Genomic DNA, 25,779 nt, shown 5'->3' with positions numbered 1-25,779 from the left:
ATCATAGCCAGTTTTATGAAATCTGGCTAACCTTCCGGCGATTTTTTAGCGCATGGGCTCGATTGTGCTGGCAACGACGCGGCCGAGTTGCGCCCGTGATGCCCGTCTCATCAACTGACGCCCTTCAGGGCGCGTGACCGCAAACGTCGCAGCCGGACCTCCATCTGCCTCTTTGCCTGAATGTCGCCACGCCTGACGGCCACCGCGATGCCTTCCACCCACGCCGCAATGGCGCCGTCGTCATCTCCCAGCCGTGCACGACATTCGCCGAGTTCGGCCCAGACCGCCGAATAGTCGGGATCCTGCCGGATGGCCTCCTGGAGATGAAGCGCGGCATCTTGGAACTGCCCAACCGCCTTGAGCGTCTTTGCGATTGAAAAGCGCAGGAGCGGATTGTCCCGTCCGTCTTCCAGCATCCTCATGAGTTTTTCGATCATCATTTTCCCGTTGCGATGGTGAAGCACCATGCAATCGGTACGACCTCAAGCGCGGTTGAGGTCAAGCGGGATTTCGCGCGGTCACTTCGCCATGCGACGCAATGCAACCGGGTCCCATATGTCGTCGAGCGGGCCTTCGAGAGCGGTTCGCGGGGGAATGAGCTTCGGTTCGATGATAGTGACTTCCGGCTCGGTCCGGTTCTCTTCCAGCAGTTCGAAACCCTTTTCAAGCATCTGCGCGATATCGGGTTTAATCATATAGACCGGGAAGGGAAGGAATGACGCGAACGGGTCGTAGTCGAAGCAGCCGACAACGATGTCGCCGAAGGCCTCGCCATCATGACGCCCCATGAAACGAAGCAGGCCTTCGAAATTTATCGATGAATTAACGAAGAAACAGCGGGGCAGGCGGCCCCTGCGCTCGAAGAAACGTTCGAATGCCAGCTCCGTCATATGTGGTGAATAGCCGGTGATCTCGATATCGTCTCCGCTCTCCGCCCCGAAATATGCGGCCTTGGCGGCGTGGAAGCCGTCGATACGCTCGCGGCTGGCGTGGTCATCATGACCGCCGAACAGGATGACGTCGTCAGGGCCGAGAGGCCCGCCTTTTTCCGCATGGGCAAGGATCGCCGATGTCAGTATCTCCGCGCCGTGCCTGTTGTCGGAAATGACGGAGGGTACAAATTTGCCGGGAAGGTCGATATTGACATGCGGCAATGCTGCGCGGGCGCAGACCTGGTGCACGCCGTCGGGATCGGTCGCGCCTGCAATGAAGAGGGCATCGATGGAATAGGCGATCAAGGTCTCCACTGTGCGGCGTTCTTCTTCGGGATCGCGCCGTCCGGAGACCACCATGGGCGACAGGCCGCGTTTGCGTGCCTGCCCCTCGAATGTCTGCGCCATCGATGAAAAGAACCGGTTGTCATAAATGGGCACCAGAAGCCCGACGAGACCGGATTTGGAACTCCTCAGGCCGCGGGCCTGCAGGTTGGTGGTGTAGCGATGCGCTTTGGCGAGCGAGAGAATCTTATCGGCAGTCTCCTCCGAAATCCGCCGTTTGCGCCACGATCCGTTCAACACCGCGCTCACTGTCGAGGCTGATGCGCCCGACAATATCGACAAGTCATAAATGGTGGCTTTCTTGGAACTTATACCCGTCACTGCGATCTCCCCAACTGATTCCAATTATTAGAGCACACATCCCCTTGACGGAAGGGCGCTTCATGTTATGGTTATTGCACCATCGATTGTGCAACTTGGCAACATCGATTGTGCAAGATGGTTGCTGTGGGAGTGGCAAGGGAGAGTCTCGAATAAGCGAGATGAGAAATTTTGAACGCGCCAGATGAAAAATGGCTGCGGCTGGTTTCGTTTGCCTAATTTTTTGAGGAGGAACATCATGAAGAAAATTATTGCTGCAGCGGTCGGCCTGTCGCTCGCGTTGCTCTCGTCCGCCGCCTTTGCCGAAGGGCCGAAGGTGGGCGTCGTCGTCAAGATCGGCGGCATTCCGTGGTTCAACGCCATGGAGGCCGGCATCAAGGAGCAGAGCAAGAAGCTCGGCGTTGACGGTTTCATGGTCGGCCCGACCAGCGCCGATCCCGCCCTGCAGGTCCGCGCCATCGAAGACCTGATCGCCCAGAAGGTCGATTTCATCGGTGTTGTGCCCAATGATGCGAAGGTGCTGGAGCCGGTGCTGAAAAAGGCTCAGGCCGCCGGTATCAAGGTCATCACCCATGAATCGCCCAAGCAGCTCGGCGCCGACTGGGATTTCGAACTGGCATCCGCCAAGGGTTTCGGCGAAGCGCATGGTAAGCTCTTGGCGGAAAAGATGGGCGGCAAGGGCTCCTATGCCGTCTTCGTCGGTTCGCTTACGGTTCCGCTTCATAATGCCTGGGCTGATGCCGCCATCGCCTATATCAAGGCGAACTACCCCGACATGAAGCTCGTTGGCGATCGCTACGGTGTCGCCGAAGACCTCGACAAGAGCCGTTCGACGGCGCTTGACCTGATGTCCGCCAATGCAGACCTGAGCGGTTTCCTCGCTTTCGGCTCGCAGGGGCCGATTGGTGCCGGGCGTGCCGTCGAAGAGCGGCGCAAGGATGGCAAGGTCTTCGTCATCGGACCGTTCTCGCCGGGGCAGGGCGCCAAGCTCATCAAGTCCGGCGCGCTGACGGGCGGCTTCATGTGGAACCCGAAACAGGCCGGTGAAGTCTTCATCACGCTTGCGGACCGTATCGCCAAGGGTGAGACACCCAAGGCCGGCGACAATATCGAAGGTCTCGGCACCATCAATCCCGAGGGTAACACCATCGTCGTCGACCAGCTTTTGAAGATCGACAAGGAAAGCATCGACAAGCTCGTTTCCATGGGCCTCTGATCCTCCCCAAGGCCAGGGGCGTCGCGCGAGGTGTGATACTCGCGCGGCGTCCCATCTGGAAAAAACATGCCGAGCGCCACGTCTGCAATGCTGCCGCGGCGAAGGAGATTTACGTTATCATGAGCGCAGAACCGCTCCTGTCCCTCAAAAATGTCAAAGTCACCTTCGGCGGCGTCCGCGCGCTGAAGGGTGTTTCTTTCGAGGTCAATCCGGGTGAAGTGCATTGCCTTGCCGGCGAAAACGGCTGCGGTAAAAGCACGCTGATCAAGGTCATAACGGGCGTTTATACGCCCGAGAGCGACGCCGAGCTCTATTTCGACGGCAAACCCATCGCTGCGATGACCCCGACGCTTGCGCAATCGCTTGGCATCCAGGTGATCTGGCAGGATCTGGCGCTGTTCGATGAAATGACGGTGGCTGAGAATATCGGCTTCCAGTATGCGGTGAATGGAAAATACGGGCTGGTCGACAAGCGCGCCATCGAACAGGCTGCCGAAAAGGCGCTTGCCCGGCTCGGCGTCGAGATCGATCTCGCCAAGCCGCTCAAGGAACTGCCTATCGCCCAGCGTCAGATCGTGGCGATTGCCCGCGCGCTGGTCGGGGAAGCGCGGCTCGTTTTCATGGATGAACCGACCGCGTCGCTCACGCAGTCGGAAACGGATTACCTGATCGACATCGTCCGCAACCTGTCGGCCTCCGGCGTCGCGGTTGTGTTCGTCTCGCACCGCCTTGCGGAAGTGCTCGAGATTTCAGACCGCATAACCGTTTTGCGGGACGGGTCGCTTGTCGGTGTCTTTCCCGTCGAAGGCATGACCCAGTCACGGGTGACCGAACTGATGACCGGCCGCAATTTCGATAGCGCCGTCATTGCAGCCGATCACGATGACAAACCCACCGTTCTCTCGGTGCGCGGGCTGAGCCGGGCCGGCGAGTTCGAGGATGTTTCGTTTGATCTGCGGCGGGGCGAAACGCTTGGCATAACCGGCCTCTTGGGAGCCGGCCGCACGGAACTGGCTTTGACGCTGTTCGGCATGCATCGGCCGCAATCGGGTGAAATCCTGATTGACGGCAAGAAGGTGGATTTTCATTCCAACCGAGATGCGATCCGGGCGGGCGTCGCCTATCTTTCCGAAGACCGGCTGTCGCTTGGCCTCAACCAGCCGCAGTCCATTGCCGACAATCTGGTTATGGCTTCGCTCGACCGGCTGCTGAGCGGCGGCCTCATCTCACCCTCTAAAAAGGCCGATGTCGTTTCCCGCTGGATTTCTGCGCTCGGCGTCAAGATCGGCCTGCCGGAAGATCCAATCCGCACGCTTTCGGGCGGCAACCAGCAGCGTGTGGCGATTGCCAAGTGGCTGGCCATCGGGCCGAAAATCCTCATCCTCGATGCGCCGACCGTGGGGGTCGATGTCGGCGCCCGCGCCGGCATCTTCGAAATCGTCCGCAAGCTCGCCGCAGAAGGTCTTTCGATCATCGTGATCTCCGACGAGCCGCCGGAAGTTTATTTCAATACAGACAGGGTCATCCACATGGTCGAAGGCCGGTTCCACGCCACCTATGATCCGCGACGCCTGTCGCTGACCGAACTGGAGTCCGCCATCTATGCGTAGGCTCATCCTCGGACATACAACCGAATTCACGCTGCTTGTGGTCATGGTGCTGCTCTGCACGGGGCTGTCTTTTGCCACCGACCGCTTTCTCACCATTTCCAACGCCTTCGATGTGCTGAATGTCTCGGCGGTCAACATCATCTTCGCGGTCGGCCTGCTTGTGGTGCTGATTTCGGGCGGTATCGACATATCCTTCGCGGTGGCCGCCTCGGTCGTTCAATATGTCACGGTGCTGGCGCTCAATGCGCTCGGCGGCGGCAACTGGGCGGAAGGTTTCATCATTGCCGGCGCGGTTGGCCTTGGTCTCGGTTTCGTCAACGCCTTCCTCGTCTGGCGGCTCAACATCATTTCCATCGTCGCGACCATCTCCACCTTCAACATCTTCTTCGGGCTCTTGATGTTCTTCACCAAGGGCGTGTCGATCTACGACCTGCCCGAATGGCTGTCGACGCGCGTGGTGTTTTACGAGCGCGAGATGTCCGATGGTTCCTGGGTTGAGCTGACGCTGCCCGTCGTGGTCATGATTCTCTGCTGCCTCGCCACCTGGTTCATGATTTCGCGCACCACCGTCGGTCGCAAGCTCTACGCCTTTGGCGACAATCCCGAAGGCGCACGCCGCTTCGGCATCAATATCGGCGCCATGCACTATATTTCCTTCGGCTGGCTTGGCCTGATGGCGGGCATTGCCGGGCTCATGCAGGCGCACTATGCGCAGGAGGTGGTGCCGAACGCGCTTTATGGCCGCGAGCTGGATGTTCTTGCCGCAACCGTGCTTGGCGGTGCGCGGCTTGGCGGCGGCAAGGGCTCCGTCATCGGCTGCGTGCTCGGGGTGCTGATGGTGTCGATCACCCAGAACGGCCTCAACCTGATGGGCGTTTCTCCCTTTGCCTTCAAGATGATCGTCGGTGCCATCATCCTCATCGCCATCACGCTCTCTTCCACCCGCTTCGACAAGCTTTTGCCGAGTGCCTTACGGACATCCGCAAAGAAGGGGAGCGCACAGCGATGAACAGTCTCGTTCGGAAATTCAACGCGATTTTCGGTGCCGACATGGCTGGGCCGGTGATTGCTTTCGTCGCGGTCATGCTCATTTTCGGAACCTTTGCCGATAACTTTCTCTCGCTCGCGACATTCGGTTCGGTCGCCTTCCAGCTGCCGGAACTTGGCCTGCTGACACTGGCGATGCTGCTGCCGCTGCTGACGGGCGGCATCAATCTGTCCGTCACCTTCGCCGCCAATCTGTCGGGTCTCGCCGCAGCCTGGGTGTTGCAGGCCCATGGCGGGGTGGACGCGCCGCCGAGTGCATTCCTGTTCGCCTGCCTTGCCGCACTTGTCACCGGCGGCGCTGCCGGCGCGATGACGGGGGCGGCGATTGCCTACACCCGCGCGCACCCCATTCTGGTGACGCTGTCGATGATGATTTTCCTGCGTGGCCTTGGCGAGTTTCTCACCCGTGGCGGAGACGTTTCCGGTTTCCCCGCCTATATGGCGCCGCTCGGTCACGGCACACTTCTCGGCCTGCCGGTCCCGCTTCTGATTTTCATCGTCTGCGTCGGCCTCTGGCATGTGCTCCTGACGCGAACCAAGCTCGGCTTCGGCCTGTTGATGATCGGCTCGAACATCGAAGCCGCGCGTTATTCCGGCCTCAATACGCGCAAGATTCAGGTCCTCGTCTACACGCTCTCGGGCCTGATGTGTGCGGTTGCCGGCATCATCATGCTTGCCCGTTTCAACTCCGTCCGTGTCGGCCACGGGGAATCCTATCTGCTGATCACGGTGCTGGCGGCCTTTCTCGGCGGCATCAATCCGTTCGGCGGTTTCGGTCGGGTGCTGCCGGTCTTCGTCGCGCTGATCGTTTTGCAACTGCTGTCGTCCGGCCTCAATCTTCTTGGTGCCAACCAGCATCTGGCAACGGCGCTCTGGGGTGTGCTGATGATTGTCGTCATGGCGGCGCGCGGCCTGTTTTCAAGCTACTTCGCATCTCTCAGAAAGAAGGTATGACGTGAAAGGCTTCGGTGTTCACGCAATGATGTGGTCCCTGAACTGGGACCACGAAAACGCCAGACGGTCCATCGCCGCTGCTGCGGATTACGGTCAGGATTTCATCGAGATTCCGCTTATCGATATCCCCTCCGTCGATGCCAAACACACGCGCGTCCTGCTGGAGAAATACGGTTTGCGCGCCGTCTGCTCGCTGGTGCTGCCGGAGCCCGCCTGGGCGTCCGTACGTCCCGATGCGGCAATCGACCATCTGAATGCTGCGCTCGACAAGGCAGCAGAAATGGGCGCGGAGGCGCTGACGGGTGTTACCTATGGCGGCACCAATGAGCGAACCGGATTTCCTCCGACACAGGGCGAATATGACAATCTGACAAGGGCGCTCTCCAGCGCTGCCGGCCACGCAAAAACACTCGGCCTGCAATTCGGTATCGAAACCGTCAACCGCTACGAGAACCATCTGCTTAATTCCGCCGAACAGGCGGTGGCGCTGGTGGAGCGCATCGGTGCCGACAACATCTTCGTCCATCTCGATACCTTCCACATGAATATGGAGGAAAAGGGCATCGCCAACGGCATCGTCGCCGCCCGCAACCATCTGAAATACATGCATATGTCGGAAAGCGACCGCGGCACGCCGGGTTGCGGCAATGTTGCCTGGGACGAGGTCTTTTCGGCGCTCGCGGCCATCGGCTTCAAGGGCGTGCTGACGCTCGAAAGCTTCGCTGCGATGCCCAGGGAGATGGCCGGTGCGATTTCCACCTGGCGGCCGGTTGCGCCCAGCGCCGATGAGGTTCTCGACAGGGGACTGTCATTCCTGCGCGACAAGGCGAACCAGTACCGCATTTTCTGAAAGCACTCATTATCGGGGCAAGCACCTTGAACACTATTGACGATAATGCCCGTGAGATTGCGGGCCTCGCCCTCCAGCGACTGGAAGGGTCGGAGGGCCGGCGTGTGATGATTGCGATTGCCGGTGCCCCCGGATCGGGAAAATCAACCATTGCCGAATGCGTGGTCGATGCGTTGAACGCAGGCAAAGGCGTATCGGCCGCACTGTTTCCGATGGATGGCTTTCATTATGACGATGCCGTTCTGGAAGAGATGAAGCGCCGTGCCTTCAAGGGCGCCATCGATACGTTCGATGCTCACGGCCTGCGCCACATGCTTGAGCGCCTGAAGGCCAATGAGGATGATGTTGTTGCCGTCCCCGTCTTCGACCGCGCCATCGAGATCGCCCGCGCCGGCGGACGCCTGATCCCGCAATCTGTCGATATCATCGTCTGCGAGGGCAATTATCTCCTCGCCGGCCAGTCGCCATGGGATCGCCTCAAGCCGATCTTCGATCTCACTATTTTCGTTGATGTCGACGAAGACGATCTGCGTGCGCGGCTGCGGGACCGCTGGCGAAGCTTCGGTCTCGGCGAGGACGAGATCAACCGGAAGGTGGAGGAAAACGATCTCCCCAATGGCCGCTTCATCACGTCGACAAGCACGGAGCCGGATATTCGCATCGGAAATCCGGGAAGCAGTTCCGCGTCCTGAACCTGCCTGAAGGGCTGCGCCTCCCTATCCAAAGTCAAGCGAAACAGAAAAGCGAAAGAGACCCCATGAAACACGGCATCTATTACTCCTACTGGGAACATGAGTGGAGCGCCAAGTTCGGCCCCTATATCGAGAAGGTCGCCAAGCTCGGTTTCGATATCATCGAAGTCGCCGCCCACCACATCAATGAATACAGCGACGCCGAACTCGCCGTCATCAGGCAGAGCGCAAAGGATAACGGCATCATCCTCACCGCCGGCATCGGCCCTTCGAAAACGAAGAACCTGTCGTCAGAGGATGCCGCGGTTCGTGCAGCCGGCAAGGCGTTCTTTGAACGCACCCTTACCAATGTCGCCAAGCTAGACATCCACACCATCGGCGGCGCGCTGCATTCCTATTGGCCAATCGACTATTCGCAGCCGGTCGACAAGGCGGGCGATTATGCGCGCGGCGTCGAAGGCATTCACGGCATTGCCGATTTCGCCAATGATCTCGGCATCAACCTGTGCATCGAAGTCCTCAACCGCTTCGAAAACCACGTGCTCAACACGGCGGCCGAAGGCGTTGCTTTCGTCAAGGATGTTGGCAAGAACAACGTGAAAGTCATGCTGGACACCTTCCACATGAATATCGAGGAAGACAGTTTTGGCGAGGCCATCCGTACGGCCGGCCCGTTGCTGGGGCATTTCCATACCGGCGAGAGCAATCGCCGCGTACCGGGCAAGGGCAGGATGCCCTGGCACGAAATCGGCCTCGCCCTTCGCGATATCAATTACACCGGCGCGGTCGTCATGGAGCCTTTCGTCAAGACCGGCGGAACAATCGGCTCCGACATCAAGGTGTGGCGCGATCTCAGCGGCGGCGCCGACCTCGCGAAAATGGACGAGGATGCCCGCAATGCCCTGGCATTTTCCCGTTTCGTGCTTGGCGGCTGATGGCCCACAAGCGCATTGACCGGGCGGCGGCTATCTGTCGCCCGGGCAGCCACTGCCATGTTCGCCCGCCATCGCCGAGTTGAAAAGACAACCGCTTGTGGGCTAAAGCACTGATGTCTCTTCGGGATCAAAACGATCCGCCCAAGACCATTGGTTTGCATGATCCCTGTCGCACTCCCGTCCGTCGAAGCGTTGCTTCTCCTTGCCTTCTTGCTCATCACGACCTTCGTATGGATCGTCTGGACGTTCCTGCTGTTCGTACGATATGTGGCAGGCCGCTGGAAGCGCCCCACGATCCTGCCCTATGGGCTGGTAACCGCCGTCGCGCTTTTCACCCTCTTTCGGTTCGGTGATTTTTATCTGCAGATGCGCGCCTATGACAAAGAGAGGGCGGCAAGCCATCGGCCGGAACTGCTCGAGCCGGCGCGTCTGGGCCAAATCGATATGCCCAAGGGCACCAAACTCGAACTGGCCATTGCCAATAACAGGGAAGCCTTCGACCGGGCCGTGTTTCCGCATCCGGTGCGGGTGGCGGATATCGATGCCGTCGAAATCGCCCGTTATATCGCGATAAAAACCAACGAGAATTATGAAACAGTGGGCTTTACCCCGCAGACCATGCGGATCACCGGCAACGGCGTGACCACCCAGAACGGCTGGCGCTGCGACGCGACGCAACCGGTGGAGTTCGATCTTTCGCCCGATGGCGGCATATCCGCTTTCAACAACTGCACTCTTTCCGATGGCAATGTTGTCGACGGCATCACCCTGCCGAAAGGCACGTCCCTGCGTGCCTCCACCGGCAATGTCTATATCGATGGCGTCGTCGATTCCGATAAATGGGTTCTCGACACGGCGCAGGACCAGACGGTTCACATCGACGGTTTCGATCTTTCCGAGGCGACGCTTGCCCTTGATGGCGAGCGAAAACTCCACGAGATCAAAAGAGGTGTCCTGTCAAAAGACGCAACGCTCGGGACGCTTCACCATGCCGCCGGAACCAGTATTCGTTACAATCCCCGGCATCTTCGCAACGACTATCCCGGCGCGTGGTTGATAATCCCGCCCCTGCCGGCTGCCGATGCTCCACCGGTTCCGTCGCATGATATCGTGCAGGGCAGGGACGGAAAGGTTCTGTCCAGCCCTGCCGACTGATTGCACCAAGGTCACCGTAAGACGGAAGCCAGAAATTCGCGTGTGCGGTCTTCTTTCGGCTGGCCAAAAATCTCGTCCGGTTTTCCCTGTTCGCAGATGCGGCCCTTATCGAAGAAACACACGCGGTCCGAGACTTCCCGTGCAAAGCGCATTTCGTGGGTGACAAGAAGCATTGTCAGGTCATGCTCATGGGCCAGGTCGCGGATGACGGACAGCACTTCGCCGACCAGTTGCGGGTCGAGCGCCGAGGTCGGCTCATCGAAAAGCAGGACACGCGGACGCATGGCAAGCGAGCGGGCAATGGCGACACGCTGCTGCTGCCCGCCGGAAAGCTGCACCGGATAATGATCCTTCTTATCCGCCAGCCCGACCATCTTCAGCAATTCGATTGCGCGCGCCTCCGCCTCCGCGCGGCCGATGCCCAGAACCCGCACCGGCGCCTCCACGATATTGCGAAGGACGGTCATATGGGGAAAGAGATTGAAGCTCTGGAACACCATGCCGACGTGGTTGCGGATCTGGCGCAGATGTTTTTCCGAGGCCTTGAATGGTCCTTTGCCGCCTGGCTCATGGTAGGACATATCCGCAAGGGTCAGCTTTCCCTCCTGGAACGGCTCCAGCGTCATGAGAATGCGCAGAACTGTTGATTTGCCGGAGCCGGACGGACCGATGAGGGTGACTTTTTCGCCCTTCGCCACGCTGAAATTGAACTGGTCGAGCACCGTCAGAATGCCGAAGCGTTTCGTGACATCGGAAAATTCGATCAGTGGCTGGTTCGTGTTGTTGGTCATCGCAAGGGTATTCCTGCTTTTGGAAGTGCCCTTTGCAGGCGGCTGAGGCCTGCCGAGCAGATTATGGTCAGAAGGAGGAAGATCAGGCCCACAAGCGTCAGCGGCACCAGATATTCGAAGGTGCGCTCGCCGATCATATTGGCAAGCCCCATCATCTCCAGAACCGTGACGACGGAAAGCACCGGCGTTTCCTTGATCATGGCAACCAGATAGTTGCCCATGGCCGGAACGATGCGCGGAATGGCCTGGGGGATGATGATATCCCTGTAGGTCTGCATGTGTGTGAGATTAAGCGCCGTCGCCGCTTCCCACTGGCCGTGATGCACCGCCTCTATGCCGCCGCGATAGACCTCGGACGTGTAGGCGGCATATTGCAGGCCGAGCGCCAGCGCGCCGGTGAGAAATGCCGGCAGGACAATGCCGAAATCCGGAAGCACGTAATAGAGAAAGAACAGCTGCACCAGAAGCGGCGTATCGCGCAGGAATTCGACCACCAGCGCGGTCGGCCAGGAGATCATTTTCACCCGGCTGCGGCGCAGCAGCGCAAAGACAAGCCCCAGAACCAGCGCAATCGCGAAGCCGGCGGCGGCTGCTTTCAGCGTTACCGTAAGTCCAATCAGAATGATGGGCAGGATGGAGGTCGTGTAGGTGAGCCAGGTGGTCGTGTCCCATTCGTAACCATACATCATGAGAAGATATCCTTACGAATGGCGGGTGCGCGGGAAGACGTTGCCGCGGCGCACGAAGCGTTCGATCACCCGGATGAGGACCATCAGGATCAGCGACATCGCAAAATAACAAAGCAGCGTGACCGAATAGATGCTGGCGCTATCCAGCGTCAGGTTGCGGATCGACTGCGCCGCGAATGTGAGATCGGCAATCGAGATCAGCGACACGAGCGATGAAAGCTTCAGCGTTTCGATGGCGAGATTGCCGAAGGCCGGCATCATCTCAACGACAGCTTGCGGCAAGGAAATGCGAAACAGCGTCTGCATCCGTGTGAAATTCAGCGCGCGTGCGGCTTCCAGCTGCTGCACCGAGACGGACGACAGCGCGCCGCGAACGATTTCCGCTCCGTAACCGCCGGCATGGGCGGCAAGCACCAGCACGCCGGTGGTAATCGGATCGAAGCTCAGCCCGACCAGCGGCAGGGCATAATAAAACCAGAAAAGCTGCACCAGCAGCGAGGTGCCGCGGAACACTTCCGTGTAACAAAGCGCGATGGTCGACAGGATCGGTCCACCCTCGACGCGCAGAATGCCGAAGAAAAAGGCGAGCACCGTGCCGACGACAAGGGCTGCGACCGTAATCGTCATGGTGACGACGGCACCTTGCCATAACATTGGCAGATAGGCGGTCATGTCCATCTGGCGTTTTCCCGAGTTTCCGAGGAACGGCGCCCGGTTATGGCCGGGCGCCGGCTGGCATTATTTGCCGGCGCAGAGATCGGCGACCTTCTTTTCGGCCGCCGCCGCAATACTCTGTTCGGAGAGGCCATATTTGGCGAGGATTTTCTTGTAATCGTCGGTCTTGCGGAATTCGACGAGTGCGGCGTTGAAGGCGTCACGCAGCTCCTTGTCTTCTGGCCGGAAGGCAAAACCCCCGTAATTACGCACCGGCGCATCCTTCACGACCGGATCGGTGAAAGGCTTGACCTGCTCGACATTGGCCTGACCCTTGGCGAGTTCCGAAACCGTCAGTTCCGTCGCGGCGTAGGCGTCGGCCCGGCTCTGGACGGTGGGAATGGCATCGGCATTGGCGGGGATGAAGACGATCTGCTCTTCCTTGACGCCGACCGCCCGCAGGAAGTCGACATTGTTGGCGCCCGACACGACAGCTACCTTCAACGAGGGGTCCTTGGCGATATCGGCATAGGTGGTCAGCTTTTTCGGATTGCCCTTCTTCACCAGCAGGCCTTCGCCATAGGACGAGTTCGGTTCGGTGAAGGCGACCTGCTTGCAGCGCTCGGGCGAGATGTTCTGTTCGGCGGCCGCAAAATCGAAGCGACGGGCTTTGAGGCCGGGGATCAGCGTGCCGAAGGGCGTCACCGTCCAGTTGACCTCCTCGATACCCATCGATTTCAGAACCGCGTTGGCCACATCGGGGCCGATGCCGGCGGAGGTGCCGTCTGGCTGCATGTAGGAATAGGGCACTTCATTGGCCGTTGCGGCGCGGATATAGCCCTGGCTTTTGACTTCTTCGACAGTCAGGGCGCTGGCGGACGTCACGCCGATGGTAAGCGCGAGGGCGGAAAGCCCGGCAAGTCTGGTAATGTGCATGTTCTTACTCCTCTGGTTGGGTTGCGCGGTCCGTTTTCGGATCTCACGATGTTCTTGTGGCTAGGTATTCTCCGTGACCGTGGCGATGACGGAAAGGCAGTCGCCGGCCTTGATCAGGCCGGGAACATGGCGCGCGGCAAGCACGCCATTGATGGAGGCGCGGTAATCGACCGGCGCGAGGCCGGTTTTGCCGAGAGAATAAACCCGGGCGATTGTTTCACCCGCCGTGACCGCGTCTCCCAGATCGCGGACAAAAGCGACGAGCCCGTCGTCTTCGGCAAAGGTGAAGCAATCGCTGGATGGCATATCCAGCCAGCGGCTTGGCGCAGGTGCCGGTGCGCCTGCGAGGATGTCGGCATGGCGCAGCAGATTGACGGTGCCTTTCCGGGCGATGTCGATCGATCTTGCGCTTGCCGTGCCGGCTCCGCCGAGTTCGGTCGTGACAAAGACCTTGCCCATCTCCTCGACCGTTGTGTCGAGCATGCCGACGGCATCGATTTCCAGCATCTTCATCGAATAGGGCGCAGCAAAAGCCGCCACCGCTTCAAAACACCGGGCCTCCTGCGTCTTGTCGGGCAATTCGTGGGCTGCGGCATAGGGCAGGAAATCAAGCGTCCTGCCGCCGGAATGGAAATCGAGAACGATATCCGCGAGCGGTATCAGATGGCGGGTCACGTAGTCGGCGATCTTCTCCGTCACCGTGCCGTCAGGGCGGCCGGGAAAGCTGCGGTTCAGGTTTCCCCTGTCGATGGGCGAGGTGCGTGTTCCCGCTCGAAAGGCCGGATAGTTGAGCGCCGGCACGATGATGACGCGCCCGTTCACATCTGCCGGATCAAGCGTGTGGGCGAGTTCAAAAAGTGCTGCCGGTCCCTCATATTCGTCACCATGATTGGCGCCGGTCAAAAGGGCTGTCGGCCCTTCGCCATTGGCGATGACGCAGATCGGAATCATCACCGAGCCCCAGGCGCTGTCATCGCGGCTGTATGGCAGCCGCAGATGACCATGCTGCACACCCTTCGCGTCAAAATCGACGGTGGGCGTGATCGGCGAGGGGCGAAGCGCGGTCTTCAACATCGTCTCAGCCTTTCACGAACAGTTGCCGCGGCACATTGGAAAGGCATTCGACACCCGTTTCGGTGATGGCGATGCTTTCGGTGATTTCGAGGCCCATGTCTTTCAGCCAGAGACCGGTCATGAAATGGAATGTCATGCCGGGCTTCAGCTCCGTGCCGTCGCCGGGGCGAAGGCTCATGGTGCGCTCGCCCCAGTCCGGCGGATAGGAGAGGCCGATGGGATAGCCGGTGCGGTTGTCCTTGATTATCCCGTATTTTTTCAGGACGGCGAAGAAGGCATTGGCGATGTCCTCGCAGGTGTTGCCTGGCTTTGCGGCGGAAAGACCGGCTTCCATGCCCTCAAGAGTCGCCTTTTCCGCATCGAGAAACGCCTGTGTTGGCTTGCCGAGAAAGACGGTGCGCGACAGCGGGCAATGATAACGGCGGTAGGCGCCGGCGATTTCGAAGAAAGTACCTTCGCCTGAGCGCATCGGCTTGTCGTCCCATGTCAGATGCGGGGCGGAGGCGTCGGCACCCGAAGGAAGCAGCGGCACGATGGCGGGATAGTCGCCGCCGAATTCGGCGGTTCCACGAATGCCGGCATCGTATATTTCGGCCACGAGATCGCATTTGCGCATGCCCGGCTCAACGACATCGACAATACGTTTGTGCATCAGCTCGACGATTTTGCCGGCCTTGCGCATATAGTCGAGTTCGGTCGGGCTTTTCACCGCGCGCTGCCAATTCACGAGACCCGCGGCATCCTTGAAACGGGCGTTTGGCAGATGTTTCTGCAGAGACGCGAAGGCGGCTGCCGAGAAATAATAATTATCCATCTCGACACCGACCGTCAGGCCGGACCAGCCGCGCTCCTCGATGATCTCAGACAGCAGGTCCATCGGGTGCCGTTCGGTCGATTGAACGTAGTGATCCGGATAGCCGATGATATTGTCGTGGGCGAGATAGGCTGTGCGTCTGGCGCCGTTGGCATCCTGCTTGCGGCCGTACCAGATCGGCTCGCCTTCCGGCGGCACCAGCACGCATTGATGCACATAGAAGGACCAGCCGTCATAGCCGGTCAGCCAATGCATGTTGGACGGGTCGGTGACGACCAGAAGATCGAGCCCGGCCTTTTCCATGGCTTTACGTGTTTTGGACAGGCGCGCGGCATATTCCTCGCGCGTAAAGTTCAGCGTTACGCTCACGCTGCGTCTCCCATTTTTACGCTGTTTTCGATGGTTTGACCGCTCTTGGCTTCCTTTGCGCGGGCAAAGGCGAGATTGGCGATAGCCGTGTCCTGCACGCCGGTGCCGGTCAGGTCGGCAAAGGTGATGTCCTTGTTCGACATGCGGCCCTGCACCTTGCCAGCAATGACGTCCCCAAGTTCGGCGAAGTGCTGATCCGACGCGGCGTGGCCGGCGGCGATGGCGTGACGCAACTCACCGAGAATGCGGGTCTGCGAGATGCGGTCCGCGACATAATGTACTCTGGCGAATACGGCCGGATCGATCTCGTTCTTGTGTTCGGCATCCGATCCCACGGCTGTCAGATGCTGGCCTTCTTCCAGACAGTCGGCAAAGAGGATCGGGCTTTCGGCTGGTGTCGTTGTCACGATGATATCGGCACCCCGCGCGGCGGCCTGCGGATCGGCCATGGCGGTGACTTCGATGCCGTGTTCGCTGGCGAAATCGCCCGCAAGTCTCTTGGCCTTGTCATGGTCGCGTGCCCATATCCGTGCCGATCTGATCGGGCGCACCAGCATCAGGGCTTCAAGCTGCAAACGGGCCTGCATGCCCGCCCCGAAGATTGCGGCGACGGACGCGTCTTTGCGGGCCAGATGCCGCGCCGCGACAGCACCAGCCGCGGCGGTCCGCACATCGGTAAGATAGCCATTGTCGAGGAGAAGGGCCTCCACCAGTCCGGTCTTCGCACTGAAGAGGATCATCAGGCCATTGAGGCTGGGCAGACCGAGTTTCGGATTGTCGAAGAAACCGGGGCTGACCTTGATGGCGAAACCGTCAAAGCCCGGCACATAGGCCGTCTTCACATCCACTTCGCCACGAAACTCCGGAATATCGAGCCGCAGGATCGGCGGCATGGCAACGGCTTGCGTTGCGAGCGCCGCAAAGGCCCGCTCCACGCAGTCGACAGCGGAAAGGTCGAGCTGGATGACACCGCGCAGATCTTTTTCGGTCAGGATGGTGATGCGGCTCATGCGGCTCCCCCGTCGATGATTGTTCTGTGGATCGCCGGATCGATGTTTCCGCCCGACACGATGATGGCGGTCGGGCCGCTGATGTCGATCTTGCCGGACAGGATGGCAGCGAAACCAACGGCGCCCGCACCCTCCACCGTCAAACCTTCTTCGCGCGCCGCATGGCGGATGCCGGCCGCGATCTCGTCTTCGGAAACCAGCACGATCTCATCGAGAAGCGTCTGGCAAAGCGCGAATGTCACGCGGTTCTCTAGTCCAATCCCGCCGCCCAGCGAATCTGCCAGCGTTTCTTCTTCCCGGACGGTGACGGGCCGGCCGGCTGCGACCGACGCCTGCATCGCCGCACCCCGCTCCATGGAAATGCCGATGACCCGTGCCCGTGGCTTCAGCGCCTTCACCGCAACGGCGATACCGCCCGCAAGGCCGCCGCCGGAAAGAGGAACGAGCACCGTCGCCAGTTCAGGCATGTCTTCGACAAGCTCGAGACCGATCGTGCCCTGGCCGGCCACAACGTCAGCATCATCGAATGGCGGGATTGCGGTCAGGCCGAGATTCTTGTTCAGGCGCTCCGCTTCCTCCTGCGCGTCATCCTGTGACCTGCCGACGATCCGAATCTCCGCACCGAGCGCGCGGATCGCCTCAACCTTGTTCGCCGGTACGAGTGCCGACATGCAAATCGTGGAGGGAATTCTGAGCTTGCGTGCAGCATAAGCCACGGCCCGGCCATGATTGCCTGTCGAGGCCGTGACGAGGCCACGCCTACGTGCCTCATCGTCAAGCGAGAGTATGGCGTTCATCGCGCCGCGCAGTTTGAAGGCGCCGATGGGCTGAAGGGTTTCAAGTTTCAGATGAACGGGATAACCACAGCGTTCGGACAGATTGTCCGAGCGAACAAGCGGCGTGCGCTCCACCTGTCCGGCAAGCCGCGCAGCTGCCTGCTCTATCGCGGTCAGCGAGACCGGAAGCAGGGTTTTGTCGGCGGATGTGGACAGGTTTTCGCTCTTCATGATTGTCATGTTGAGAGCGAAGTAAAATCATGTCAATTATTATATTGTAATGATTCAATGATTTTCGGGCGGCTGCCTCAGCCTATTGAACCGATATCGTAGACCGGCGGCAGTTGCTCGAAGGTCTGCCGCACGGTGGTCAAGGCTTTGACGAGGCTTGGGTGATTGAGGCGGCCGCCGAGGCATATGCGGATGCCGCCTCCATGGCCGGGGCCGGCAATGAATGGTTCCGACGGCGTGACCGCGACGTTCTGGTTTGTGAGCGCGCGCACCAGGCCGTCCTCCGTCCAGCGCGGTGGAACCTTCAGCCAGGCGCAGAAGGAGAGGGGGTGGGTCGAGGCGATATGGTCGCCCAATATGTCCGTGGCGATCTTTTGCCGCGCACGCACTTCGGCGCGCTGGACATCCAGCAGCCGCCCTGCGGTGCCGTTTTCGACCCAGCGCGTGGCGATTTCGGCCGTGAGATAGGTGCCGCTCCAGCTCGATACACGCAGGATAGAGGCGGCGCGGATGGAGTAGGCGGGCGGCACGACGAGATAACCGACGCGTAGCCCGGTCAGCACCGTCTTGGTAAAGCTGGTGACGAAAAAGCCCAGATCAGGCAGCATTTCGGTGATGGATGGCAGGTCATCCTCGATGATCGGGCGATAAACTTCGTCCTCAATGACAAAGACGCCGTACCGTTCGGCAATCGCCGCAATCGCCCGCCTGCGCTCCGCACCCGAAACATGCCCGGTGGGATTGTTGAGGGTGGGAATGAGCACCAGCGCCCTGACACCGCCGGCTGCACAGGCGGCCTCGAGCGCGTCCGGCAGAATGCCCTCTTCGTCGGTCGGCAGGCCCTTGAGGCTGAAGCCCAGAATGTTCGACAGGCCGATAATGCCGTGGTCGGTGAGGTTTTCGCAGAGAACCACGTCGTTCGAGCGGATAATGCAGCTCAAAGCAAGGAAAATGCCGTGCGCAGCACCGTTGGTGACAAGAATACGCTCCGCGCCGGCGGTCACGCCCATCATGCCAAGCCAGATCCGGGCGGTTTCGCGATGGCTGTCGAGGCCCGCGACCGGCCGGCAGGGGCGCATGAAGCCCGAATTGTCGCCATCGGCCAAGTCGCGAAGGATGGCGCGCGAGGCGTTTTCATGGTCGTCGAGATAAACGCCGCGGATAATCGATAGATCGAGCACCTCGGTCGGGCTGTGATCGAGCATCATGCGGCCCGCCCGGTCCGTCACCCGTGTCTTCACGAAAGTGCCGCGGCCGATTTCGCCGCTGAGATAACCCAGCCGCTCGGCCTCCTTGTAGGAAAGACTGACGGTCTGGACCGAAAGGCCGAGTTCGCGGGCGAGATCGCGGTGGGTCGGCATGCGGTCCATCGGCTTCAGGACGCCGGCGTCGATATCGGCAATGATGCGTTCCGTCAGTGCCGAATGTTTCGTTTCGCCCTTCTGCTTGGCAAGCGACGGCCGCCATGCCACCGGTTTGCTTGCGGAAACCGGATCGGAGCTGAGAGGATTGGCTTGACGACGCATGAAATTGTCTCGTTTTTGACGAAGGTAATTTCATGACATTATGCATGCTTCTGCGAAAAGATGAAGCCTTATGCAGCGCAGATGACAACTGCGCCGCAAATAGGTGCAGTTGTCACGTCATTGCTTTCGAAATGGGCAGCAGCGGTGACCGTTTAACCCGAGGGTTGGCGATCAGATTTTCTCGCCGGCCTGCACCAGATCATCCATGACGCTGCGCACGGCGGCTTCGGCGATAGCGATGATCTCGTCCACCTCCGCCTTCGTTGTGACGAGTGGCGGCGCAAAGCCCAGAATATCGCCATGCGGCATGGCGCGGGCAATAAGGCCGCCGTTGCGCGCCGCCTTCGAAACGCGCGCGCCGACCGTGAGGCCGGGGGCAAAACGTGTCTTCTTTTCACGATCCGCCACGAATTCGATGGCGCCCATCAGGCCCACGCCACGCACCTCTCCGACGATTGGAAGCTGCGCGAACTTCGCCTTCAACTGCTCCTGAAAATAGCTGCCGACGGCCCGCGAATTGCCAGGCAGGTCTTCCTTTTCGACAATGTCGAGCACGGCGTTTGCCGCAGCCGCACCGATGGGGTGGCCGGAATAGGTGTAGCCATGGGAGAAGGCCCCGACGCGATCGGCGCCTTCCTCCATCACCCTGTAGACTTTTTCTCCAACGATGGCGCCGGAGAGCGGGAAATAGGCCGAAGTCAGGCCCTTGGCGACGGTGATCAGGTCCGGTTCGATGCCATAATGTTGCGAGCCGAACATGGAGCCTGTACGGCCGAAACCGGTAATCACCTCATCGGCAATCAGCAGGACATCGTATTTTTTGAGAACATCCTGTATCGCCGGCCAGTAGCCTTCCGGCGGCGGTGTGATGCCGCCCGTGCCAAGCACCGGTTCGGCAATGAAGGCGCCTATTGTGTCGGGCCCTTCGCGCAGGATGAGTGCTTCCAGTTCATCGGCGCGGCGTTTTGAGAATTCCAGCTCGGTTTCACCGGCTTCCGCACCCCAGTAATGGTGCGGAACGCCGGTGTGCAGCACGCCGGCGCGCGGCAGGTCCATGTGGTCGTGATAAAAGCTCATGCCGGTCATGGAGCCGGAGACCACGCTGCAGCCGTGATACCCTCTCTCGCGGGAAATGATTTTTTTCTTCTGCGGCCTGCCGCGCAGGTTGTTGTAATACCAGACGAGCTTGGCCTGGGTCTCGTTGGCGTCCGAGCCCGACATGCCGTAAAAGACCTTGCTCATCTTGCCGGGCGCCATCTTCACCAGCCGGTCGGAAAGGATCGCCAGTTCGTCCGTCGTGTGGGCGGCGTAGGAATGGTAGTAGGCAAGCCTGTAGGCCTGACGGGAGATGGCCTCCGCCACCTCGGTGCGGCCATAGCCGACATTGACGCAATAAAGACCGGCGAAGCCATCGATCAGCTGCTTGCCATGCGCGTCCTGAATGCGGATGCCCTTGCCGGTTTCGACGATGGTCGGTTCGCCGAGTTTGCCGCTGGCAAAATCCTTCAGCTGCGTGAAGGGATGCAGAACCGCATTTCGATCCATTTCCGCGATGTTTTTGATGTCGATGGTCATAGGCGAGTTCCTTTCAGGCAGCCAGGTTGCCGAAGCAGACATATTTGGGTTCGAGATATTCCAAGAGGCCATGACGCGAGCCCTCGCGGCCAAGGCCGGATTGTTTCCAGCCGCCGAATGGAATGGGCGCGCCGGTGAATTTCGGGGTGTTGACGGCAACCATGCCGTATTCCAGCTGGTCGGTCAGGCGCATCGCCCGGCCGAGGTCGTTGGTGTAGACATAGGCGGCAAGCCCCATCTCCGTGGCATTGGCGCGGCGGACCACCTCCCGCTCGTCATCGAAGGGCAGGATGGCGGCGACGGGACCGAAGGTTTCTTCGCGCGCGATCAACATGTCGTCTGTCACATCGGCCAGCACGGTGGGGGTGACGAAATTGCCGCCGAGCGGGCGGTCCTGTCCACCGCAGACGAGGCGTGCGCCGGCAGAAAGCGCCTGCGCGATCTGCTGACGGCACTTTTCGGCGACGGACGGTCGTGTCATCGGCCCGATGTCGATACCGGGTTCAAGGCCATGGCCGACGGTCAGTCTGGAGGTCGCATCGGCAAACCGCTCAATGAAACGGTCATAAAGCCCGCGTTGAACATAGATGCGGTTTGCCGCAAGGCAGTCCTGTCCCGATGTGGCGAATTTGGCGGCGAGGCAGCCTTTCACGGTCTGGGACAGGTCCGCATCGGCGAAGACGATGAAGGGTGCGTGGCCGCCAAGTTCCAGCGAGGCTTTTTTGATGGTCGCCGCCGATTGCGTGAGGAGGAGCCGCCCCACCTCCGTCGAACCGGTGAAGGAAAACGCCCGCACCTCGGTATGCTCCAGCAGGCGGCGCGCGAGCGGCGCGGCTTCACCCGGCAGAACCTGCAACACGCCGGCCGGCATGCCCGCCTCCTGCGCCAGTTTTGCCAGTGCCAGTGCCGAAAGCGGCGTTTCCGGCGCCGGTTTGACGATCATCGTACAGCCGGCAGCAAGGGCCGCGCCCGCTTTGCGGGCGATCATGGCTGAGGGAAAGTTCCAGGGCGTGATGGCCACCGTGACGCCGATCGGCTGCATCCGCACGGAAAGATTGCCGCCTTTGAGGTGGCTGGGAATTGTCTCGCCATAGGATCTCTCGCCTTCGCTCGCAAACCAGTCGAGAAAGGCGGCGGCATAGGAAATTTCGCCGAGCGATTCCGAAAGCGGCTTTCCCTGTTCGGCGCTGATGATAACAGCGAGGTCGCGGGCATTGTCACGCATCAGCCGGCCCCATGCCCGCAGGATATCGCCGCGTTCCACGGGCAGCATGTCCCGCCACCGGAGAAACGCTCTGCCGGCGGCCTCGACTGCGGCGTCCACGTCGTTCAGGGAGCAGGAAGAGACATCGAGCAGATGATCTCCGCTAGCCGGATCGACAATGCCCAGCGTCTCCTTGCGCGCCACCCATTGCCCATCCAGAAAGGCGCGATGTTCGATCAGCTCCGGTCGTTGAAGGTTTTTAAGCGCTGCGCTGGCGATAGCTTCCATCGGCAAGTTCCCTTTTCATTTGCCAGAAGCTTAACTGCGCTGCATGATTGATCGACGGCGTTTAAGCACGCGTCGACGCAGGAATAATGCTTAGTTCGACATAAAGATGCAGGAATCCCGCATGACCCAGATTGACCGAGCCGACCGGGCACTGCTTGACGCCGTACAGAAGAACAATCGCCTGACATCGGAAGAGTTGGCCAAAATCGTCAACCTGTCGCCAACCGCGTGCCAGCGTCGGTTGAAGCGCCTGCGTGATGAAGGGGTGATCGAAGCCGATGTGGCAATCGTTTCGCCCAAGGCCGTCGGGCGCGGCATCACCATGATCGTTCTCGTCTCGCTGGAGCGAGAAAGGGCCGATATTGTCGATCGTTTCAAGGCCGCCATTCGCGCCACGCGGGAGGTGATGATCGGTTATTACGTGACGGGTGACGCCGATTTCATCCTGGTGATCACGGCCAAGGACATGGAAGACTACGAGGCCTTCACCCGCCGGTTCTTTTACGAGAACCACGATATCAAGGGGTTCAAGACGATGGTCGTCATGGACCGCGTCAAGGCCGGATTCGCCTTTCCAATCGATCCATGAGTGAACGAAAGGGCTGTCCGGAATCAGACTAGGGCCAGAATCCGGGCCGGGCCGCCTGTTCCGCCGCGGTGTGCCGGCGCGCCGACGATTATGGTCGCTCCCTTGACCGGCAGAGCCTCGAGGTTGTTCAGCCCTTCGATGCCGTAGCGCCCCGCCGGCAGCCAGGAATTGTGAACCGCGAAATCTGCGGAGTTGCCGGGATCCAGCGAAAGCGTGTCGACGCCAATGGCGACCGTATCGAGCTTGAGCAGAAGGTCGGTCGCCGATTTGCCGAAACCGGGGAAGGCGAATTTTCCGGCGTCGTCATTGCGGAATGAGGGGCTCTTCACTTTGGTTGCCCAGCCGGAGCGCAGGGCCACGATTGCACCTGCCGGAATGTCGCCATTCGCAGATATCCAGCGCTCGATGTCTTCGGCTTCAATGGTGGAATTGGCATCGTCTTTGGCGCGGTCGGTGATGTCGACGATGACAAGCGGCGCCACAAGTTTCTGCGGCTCCAGCTGGTCGACGCTCGCGCCATCCGCGCTGAAGTGGAAAGGCGCATCGATATGGGTGCCGGTATGTTCGTAGATGGTGAGTTTGTGGAGCTGATAGCCGTCCTTGGCGATCTCCGCTGCCCACTCGTATTCTATGCCCGGTTTGCCATCGAATGTGGGAAATGTGGAATCATAGGTATGGGTGAGATCAACGACCTGCCGGGGCGATTGCGCCAGCACCGGCGCCGCCAGGCTGCCCGCCGTCATGGCCGTTAAACCGGCCGCGGCGCCCTTGAACAGCAGGCGTCGTGACAGCATGTTCCGTTTTACGTTCTCGATCACGCAATTGTTGCACATGCCTCAGTCCCTCCATTGAGAAATCCCTGTTCTCAAGCGTAGCGCAAAGGTGGAGTGACGCAAGGCAGGACCTGCCCCAATTTTTAACCTGTTTCAGGTGGCGGCTCCGGAAATTCGCCGCTCATCCGGTTGCCGCGGACGTCATGTCGCCCGCGGCCCAGGAGTGGCAGGGATCAGTCGCGACGCTGCACGACGGCGAGTGCGACCGTCAATGCGGCAAGGACGGCGGTGAGAGCGAGCGGCGCGGTCGCACCGTAGGAGTCAACGATATAACCGCCGAGCACCGCGCCAATGCTGATCGCCACCTGGAAAGATACCACCATCAGGCTGCCGGCTGCCTCCAAGGCATCGGGTGCACCACGGGAGAGGTTTGTCGGCAGCACGACCGGCCCCATGCCGAATGCAAGGCCCCAAAGTGCGACGAGAGCAAAAGCCGCACTCGTATGAGCACCCCAGATAACGAGGGCGATCGTCGCAAATGCCATCACCGCTGCAGTGACGATGAGAGCAACGCGGATACTGGCGTCAGCCATCCGGCCGCCGACGACATTGCCGATCACCGAGGCAACGCCAAATCCGAGCAGGGCGAGTGCAATCGGCGTGGTGTCAAGAAGCGTGACCTTTTCGAGGAAGGGACGCACATAGACCGAGCCTGCAAAATGCCCCGTCATCAGCAACAGGATGGCAAGCATACCGAGCTGAACGCTGCGGCGTCGCGTCAATCCAAGGACATCGGAAAGACTGTTGCTTGTACTTGCCGGCAGCGACGGCAGGCTGAGTATCTGAAGCAGCATGGCAACTATGGCAAGTCCCGCCGTCATAGACATGGCGATGCGCCATCCCAGCCAGTCGCTGATCAGGGCGCCCATCGAAGGAGCTGCAATGGTGGCAAGCGAAACGCCGAGGGTAACGATAGCCATGCCGCGCCCGGTTGAATTTGCGCCGACAAGCCGCGCCACAACGGCAACCGACAGCGCCCAGAAACCGCTGAGTGCAACACCCAGCCCGGCCCGGCCCAAGAGCAATAGCCAGAAATCGGCGGCAACCGATGCCAGAATGTTGGAGGCAATCGCCAGCGCGCTAAGACCGACAAGCACTGTCTTGCGGTTCAGCTTGCCGATCAGAACATTGCTCAACAGGGCCGTCACCGCGCCCACGGAGGCGGTGGCGGTGACGACCTGTCCGGCCGTGCCTTCTGTGATGCCAAGATCGCGCGCCATGGGCGTCAACAGGCCCGCCGGCAGGAATTCGGCCGATACCAGCGCGAAGCTGGTGGCCGCCATGGAAAGAACGGCGAACCAGGTCGCAGCCGTCCATGCGGGTTCTTCTGTGGTTTCCAGGGGGATAGCTACCCCATCAAACTGCGATGTTGTGTCCGTCATGACGTCTCTCCTTGAGTTGAGAGAGTTTTAGACGGTTTTTTCCGGATGATATGTATCTAAAAATCCGAATTTAATGCCTATTCCTCCGAAATTTGTGCATCGCACAACATTTGTCGTGCCATTCGCGTGGGGAGGATGCCATTGCGGACCGGCGGCCTGAATGAGGGCGCGATGAAAGCGTGGTCCCATCAGTGGTGGATGCGATCAAGAAAGCTCCGGATCAAAGGGATGACTTCCTCAAGGTTTGTTTCCAGGAGCCAGTGTCCTCCATCCAGTAGATGAAGCTCGGCATCGGGCATGTCGCGAAGATAAGCGCGTGCGGAGCGCTCGGGCATGTAATGATCCTGCGGTCCCCAGATGATGACGGTCGGCGGCCGACAGGTTTGCAGGTAGCGGCGGTGGATCGGAAACCAGTCGCGATTTGCCTTGAGGTCAGAAAGTAGGTCTGCTGCGATATCCTTCCTCCTCTCCGTCACAAGGCTCCAGTGCAATTGCCAGAGGTCAGGAGGAATGAGTGCGGTAAGTTCGGGACGGACGTTATTCAGAAACTCGTCACGAAAATTCTCCTCGGTGACGGCATCGCGAAATGCGGCGCGCATCCGGTCTGCAGGCAGCGACCAGAACTTTTCGATATCGGCATATTTCGGCCCCAGCGCGTCTTCATAGGGAATATCGCCATTCTGGATGATCTGTCCCACGATGCGGTCCGGCTTCATGATGGAAAGCCTTGCGCCTATGGGAGAGCCGAAGTCGTGCAGGTAGAGCACAAAACGATCGAGACCCAGCGTCTCGACAAAAGCGTTAAGCCAGCTGGCATAACCGTCAAAGCTATAGGAAAAGGCTTCGGGATTGCCGCTATAGCCGAACCCCGGAAAATCGGGTGCGATCAGCCGCCATCTGTCGGCCAATCTGGGCATGAGGTTTCGGAACTCGAAGGATGAGCAGGGATAGCCGTGCGGCAGCAGAATGACCGGCGCATCC

Annotated in this window: 25 protein-coding genes; 9 read left to right on the top strand and 16 right to left on the bottom strand. The window is 60.1% G+C overall.

Annotation, left to right across the window (positions count from 1 at the left end; translation table 11 throughout):
- Positions 1-110: 110 nt before the first annotated feature.
- Both PH605_RS19215 and PH605_RS19210 read right to left on the bottom strand, forming a co-directional pair.
- Positions 111-437 carry a tetratricopeptide repeat protein gene (locus PH605_RS19215; protein ID WP_142845762.1) on the bottom strand — a complete coding sequence of 109 codons (327 nt, stop codon included), beginning with the start codon at positions 435-437 and terminating at the stop codon, positions 111-113.
- A gap of 81 nt (positions 438-518) precedes the next feature.
- Positions 519-1,598, bottom strand: a complete 1,080-nt coding sequence (locus tag PH605_RS19210; RefSeq protein ID WP_104680050.1) for a LacI family DNA-binding transcriptional regulator — start codon at positions 1,596-1,598, stop codon at positions 519-521.
- Positions 1,599-1,836: 238 nt separating this feature from the next.
- Between PH605_RS19210 and PH605_RS19205 the strand changes: the two genes are divergently transcribed.
- The 8 genes from PH605_RS19205 to PH605_RS19170 all read left to right on the top strand — a co-directional run bounded on the left by PH605_RS19205 (position 1,837) and on the right by PH605_RS19170 (position 10,057).
- A complete protein-coding gene (locus PH605_RS19205) occupies positions 1,837-2,814 on the top strand; it encodes a substrate-binding domain-containing protein (protein WP_003521644.1) in 978 nt (325 codons plus the stop codon).
- 119 nt (positions 2,815-2,933) lie between these two features.
- Positions 2,934-4,424: a sugar ABC transporter ATP-binding protein gene (locus PH605_RS19200; RefSeq protein WP_142845763.1), complete on the top strand. Its 1,491-nt coding sequence runs from the start codon at positions 2,934-2,936 to the stop codon at positions 4,422-4,424.
- Positions 4,417-5,433, top strand: coding sequence for an ABC transporter permease (locus PH605_RS19195; RefSeq protein WP_065657734.1), 1,017 nt, complete (start codon positions 4,417-4,419; stop codon positions 5,431-5,433). The genes PH605_RS19200 and PH605_RS19195 overlap by 8 nt, the downstream gene beginning before the upstream one ends.
- Positions 5,430-6,425, top strand: a complete 996-nt coding sequence (locus tag PH605_RS19190) for an ABC transporter permease (protein WP_142845764.1) — start codon at positions 5,430-5,432, stop codon at positions 6,423-6,425. Before PH605_RS19195 ends, PH605_RS19190 begins: the two co-directional genes overlap by 4 nt.
- 1 nt (position 6,426) lies before the next feature.
- A complete protein-coding gene (locus PH605_RS19185) occupies positions 6,427-7,275 on the top strand; it encodes a sugar phosphate isomerase/epimerase family protein (protein WP_142845765.1) in 849 nt (282 codons plus the stop codon).
- Positions 7,276-7,301: 26 nt separating this feature from the next.
- Positions 7,302-7,967 (top strand): nucleoside triphosphate hydrolase, encoded by a 666-nt coding sequence (locus tag PH605_RS19180; RefSeq protein ID WP_142845766.1) that lies wholly within the window; start codon positions 7,302-7,304, stop codon positions 7,965-7,967.
- Positions 7,968-8,032: 65 nt separating this feature from the next.
- Positions 8,033-8,902, top strand: coding sequence for a D-psicose 3-epimerase (locus PH605_RS19175; protein ID WP_065657738.1), 870 nt, complete (start codon positions 8,033-8,035; stop codon positions 8,900-8,902).
- A 159-nt stretch (positions 8,903-9,061) separates the two neighbouring features.
- Complete coding sequence (locus PH605_RS19170; protein ID WP_142845767.1) at positions 9,062-10,057, top strand: hypothetical protein; 996 nt, start codon at positions 9,062-9,064, stop codon at positions 10,055-10,057.
- Between the two features lie 11 nt (positions 10,058-10,068).
- On the opposite strand, the gene ehuA is transcribed toward PH605_RS19170, so the two are convergent.
- The 11 genes from ehuA to PH605_RS19115 form a co-directional block, all read right to left on the bottom strand.
- Positions 10,069-10,848 carry an ectoine/hydroxyectoine ABC transporter ATP-binding protein EhuA gene (ehuA, locus tag PH605_RS19165; protein WP_065657740.1) on the bottom strand — a complete coding sequence of 260 codons (780 nt, stop codon included), beginning with the start codon at positions 10,846-10,848 and terminating at the stop codon, positions 10,069-10,071.
- Positions 10,845-11,537, bottom strand: coding sequence for an ectoine/hydroxyectoine ABC transporter permease subunit EhuD (ehuD, locus tag PH605_RS19160; protein WP_142845768.1), 693 nt, complete (start codon positions 11,535-11,537; stop codon positions 10,845-10,847). Before ehuD ends, ehuA begins: the two co-directional genes overlap by 4 nt.
- Before the next feature lie 12 nt (positions 11,538-11,549).
- Complete coding sequence (ehuC, locus tag PH605_RS19155) at positions 11,550-12,215, bottom strand: ectoine/hydroxyectoine ABC transporter permease subunit EhuC (protein WP_142845769.1); 666 nt, start codon at positions 12,213-12,215, stop codon at positions 11,550-11,552.
- 60 nt (positions 12,216-12,275) lie between these two features.
- A complete protein-coding gene (gene ehuB, locus PH605_RS19150; RefSeq protein ID WP_142845770.1) occupies positions 12,276-13,127 on the bottom strand; it encodes an ectoine/hydroxyectoine ABC transporter substrate-binding protein EhuB in 852 nt (283 codons plus the stop codon).
- Between the two features lie 60 nt (positions 13,128-13,187).
- Positions 13,188-14,201, bottom strand: coding sequence for a N(2)-acetyl-L-2,4-diaminobutanoate deacetylase DoeB (doeB, locus tag PH605_RS19145; protein WP_142845771.1), 1,014 nt, complete (start codon positions 14,199-14,201; stop codon positions 13,188-13,190).
- Between the two features lie 4 nt (positions 14,202-14,205).
- Positions 14,206-15,384, bottom strand: coding sequence for an ectoine hydrolase DoeA (gene doeA / locus PH605_RS19140; protein WP_142845772.1), 1,179 nt, complete (start codon positions 15,382-15,384; stop codon positions 14,206-14,208).
- A complete protein-coding gene (gene eutC / locus PH605_RS19135; RefSeq protein WP_142845773.1) occupies positions 15,381-16,394 on the bottom strand; it encodes an ectoine utilization protein EutC in 1,014 nt (337 codons plus the stop codon). The genes doeA and eutC overlap by 4 nt, the downstream gene beginning before the upstream one ends.
- Positions 16,391-17,410: a hydroxyectoine utilization dehydratase EutB gene (gene eutB, locus PH605_RS19130; protein WP_161987954.1), complete on the bottom strand. Its 1,020-nt coding sequence runs from the start codon at positions 17,408-17,410 to the stop codon at positions 16,391-16,393. Before eutB ends, eutC begins: the two co-directional genes overlap by 4 nt.
- 68 nt (positions 17,411-17,478) lie before the next feature.
- Complete coding sequence (gene ehuR, locus PH605_RS19125) at positions 17,479-18,927, bottom strand: MocR-like ectoine utilization transcription factor EhuR (protein WP_142845774.1); 1,449 nt, start codon at positions 18,925-18,927, stop codon at positions 17,479-17,481.
- A 171-nt stretch (positions 18,928-19,098) separates the two neighbouring features.
- Positions 19,099-20,502 carry an aspartate aminotransferase family protein gene (locus PH605_RS19120; protein WP_142845775.1) on the bottom strand — a complete coding sequence of 468 codons (1,404 nt, stop codon included), beginning with the start codon at positions 20,500-20,502 and terminating at the stop codon, positions 19,099-19,101.
- 13 nt (positions 20,503-20,515) lie between these two features.
- Entirely contained in the window at positions 20,516-21,994 is a 1,479-nt protein-coding gene (locus PH605_RS19115) for an NAD-dependent succinate-semialdehyde dehydrogenase (RefSeq protein ID WP_142845776.1), read from the bottom strand.
- A 121-nt stretch (positions 21,995-22,115) separates the two neighbouring features.
- On the opposite strand from PH605_RS19115, the gene PH605_RS19110 reads away from it, so the two are divergent.
- On the top strand, positions 22,116-22,583 hold the full coding sequence (locus PH605_RS19110) for an Lrp/AsnC family transcriptional regulator (protein WP_003521623.1): 468 nt from the start codon (positions 22,116-22,118) through the stop codon (positions 22,581-22,583).
- Between the two features lie 23 nt (positions 22,584-22,606).
- On the opposite strand, the gene PH605_RS19105 is transcribed toward PH605_RS19110, so the two are convergent.
- The 3 genes from PH605_RS19105 to PH605_RS19095 form a co-directional block, all read right to left on the bottom strand.
- Positions 22,607-23,416 carry a cyclase family protein gene (locus PH605_RS19105; RefSeq protein WP_065657751.1) on the bottom strand — a complete coding sequence of 270 codons (810 nt, stop codon included), beginning with the start codon at positions 23,414-23,416 and terminating at the stop codon, positions 22,607-22,609.
- A gap of 173 nt (positions 23,417-23,589) precedes the next feature.
- On the bottom strand, positions 23,590-24,798 hold the full coding sequence (locus PH605_RS19100) for an MFS transporter (RefSeq protein ID WP_065657752.1): 1,209 nt from the start codon (positions 24,796-24,798) through the stop codon (positions 23,590-23,592).
- Between the two features lie 188 nt (positions 24,799-24,986).
- Positions 24,987-25,766 carry an alpha/beta fold hydrolase gene (locus PH605_RS19095; RefSeq protein WP_237680941.1) on the bottom strand — a complete coding sequence of 260 codons (780 nt, stop codon included), beginning with the start codon at positions 25,764-25,766 and terminating at the stop codon, positions 24,987-24,989.
- Positions 25,767-25,779 lie beyond the last annotated feature (13 nt).

It is taken from the genome of Agrobacterium sp. CFBP 3001, from assembly GCF_027871605.1.
Taxonomy (GTDB): Bacteria; Pseudomonadota; Alphaproteobacteria; order Rhizobiales; family Rhizobiaceae; genus Agrobacterium; species Agrobacterium leguminum.
This window is presented reverse-complemented; position numbering and strand designations above follow the sequence as displayed.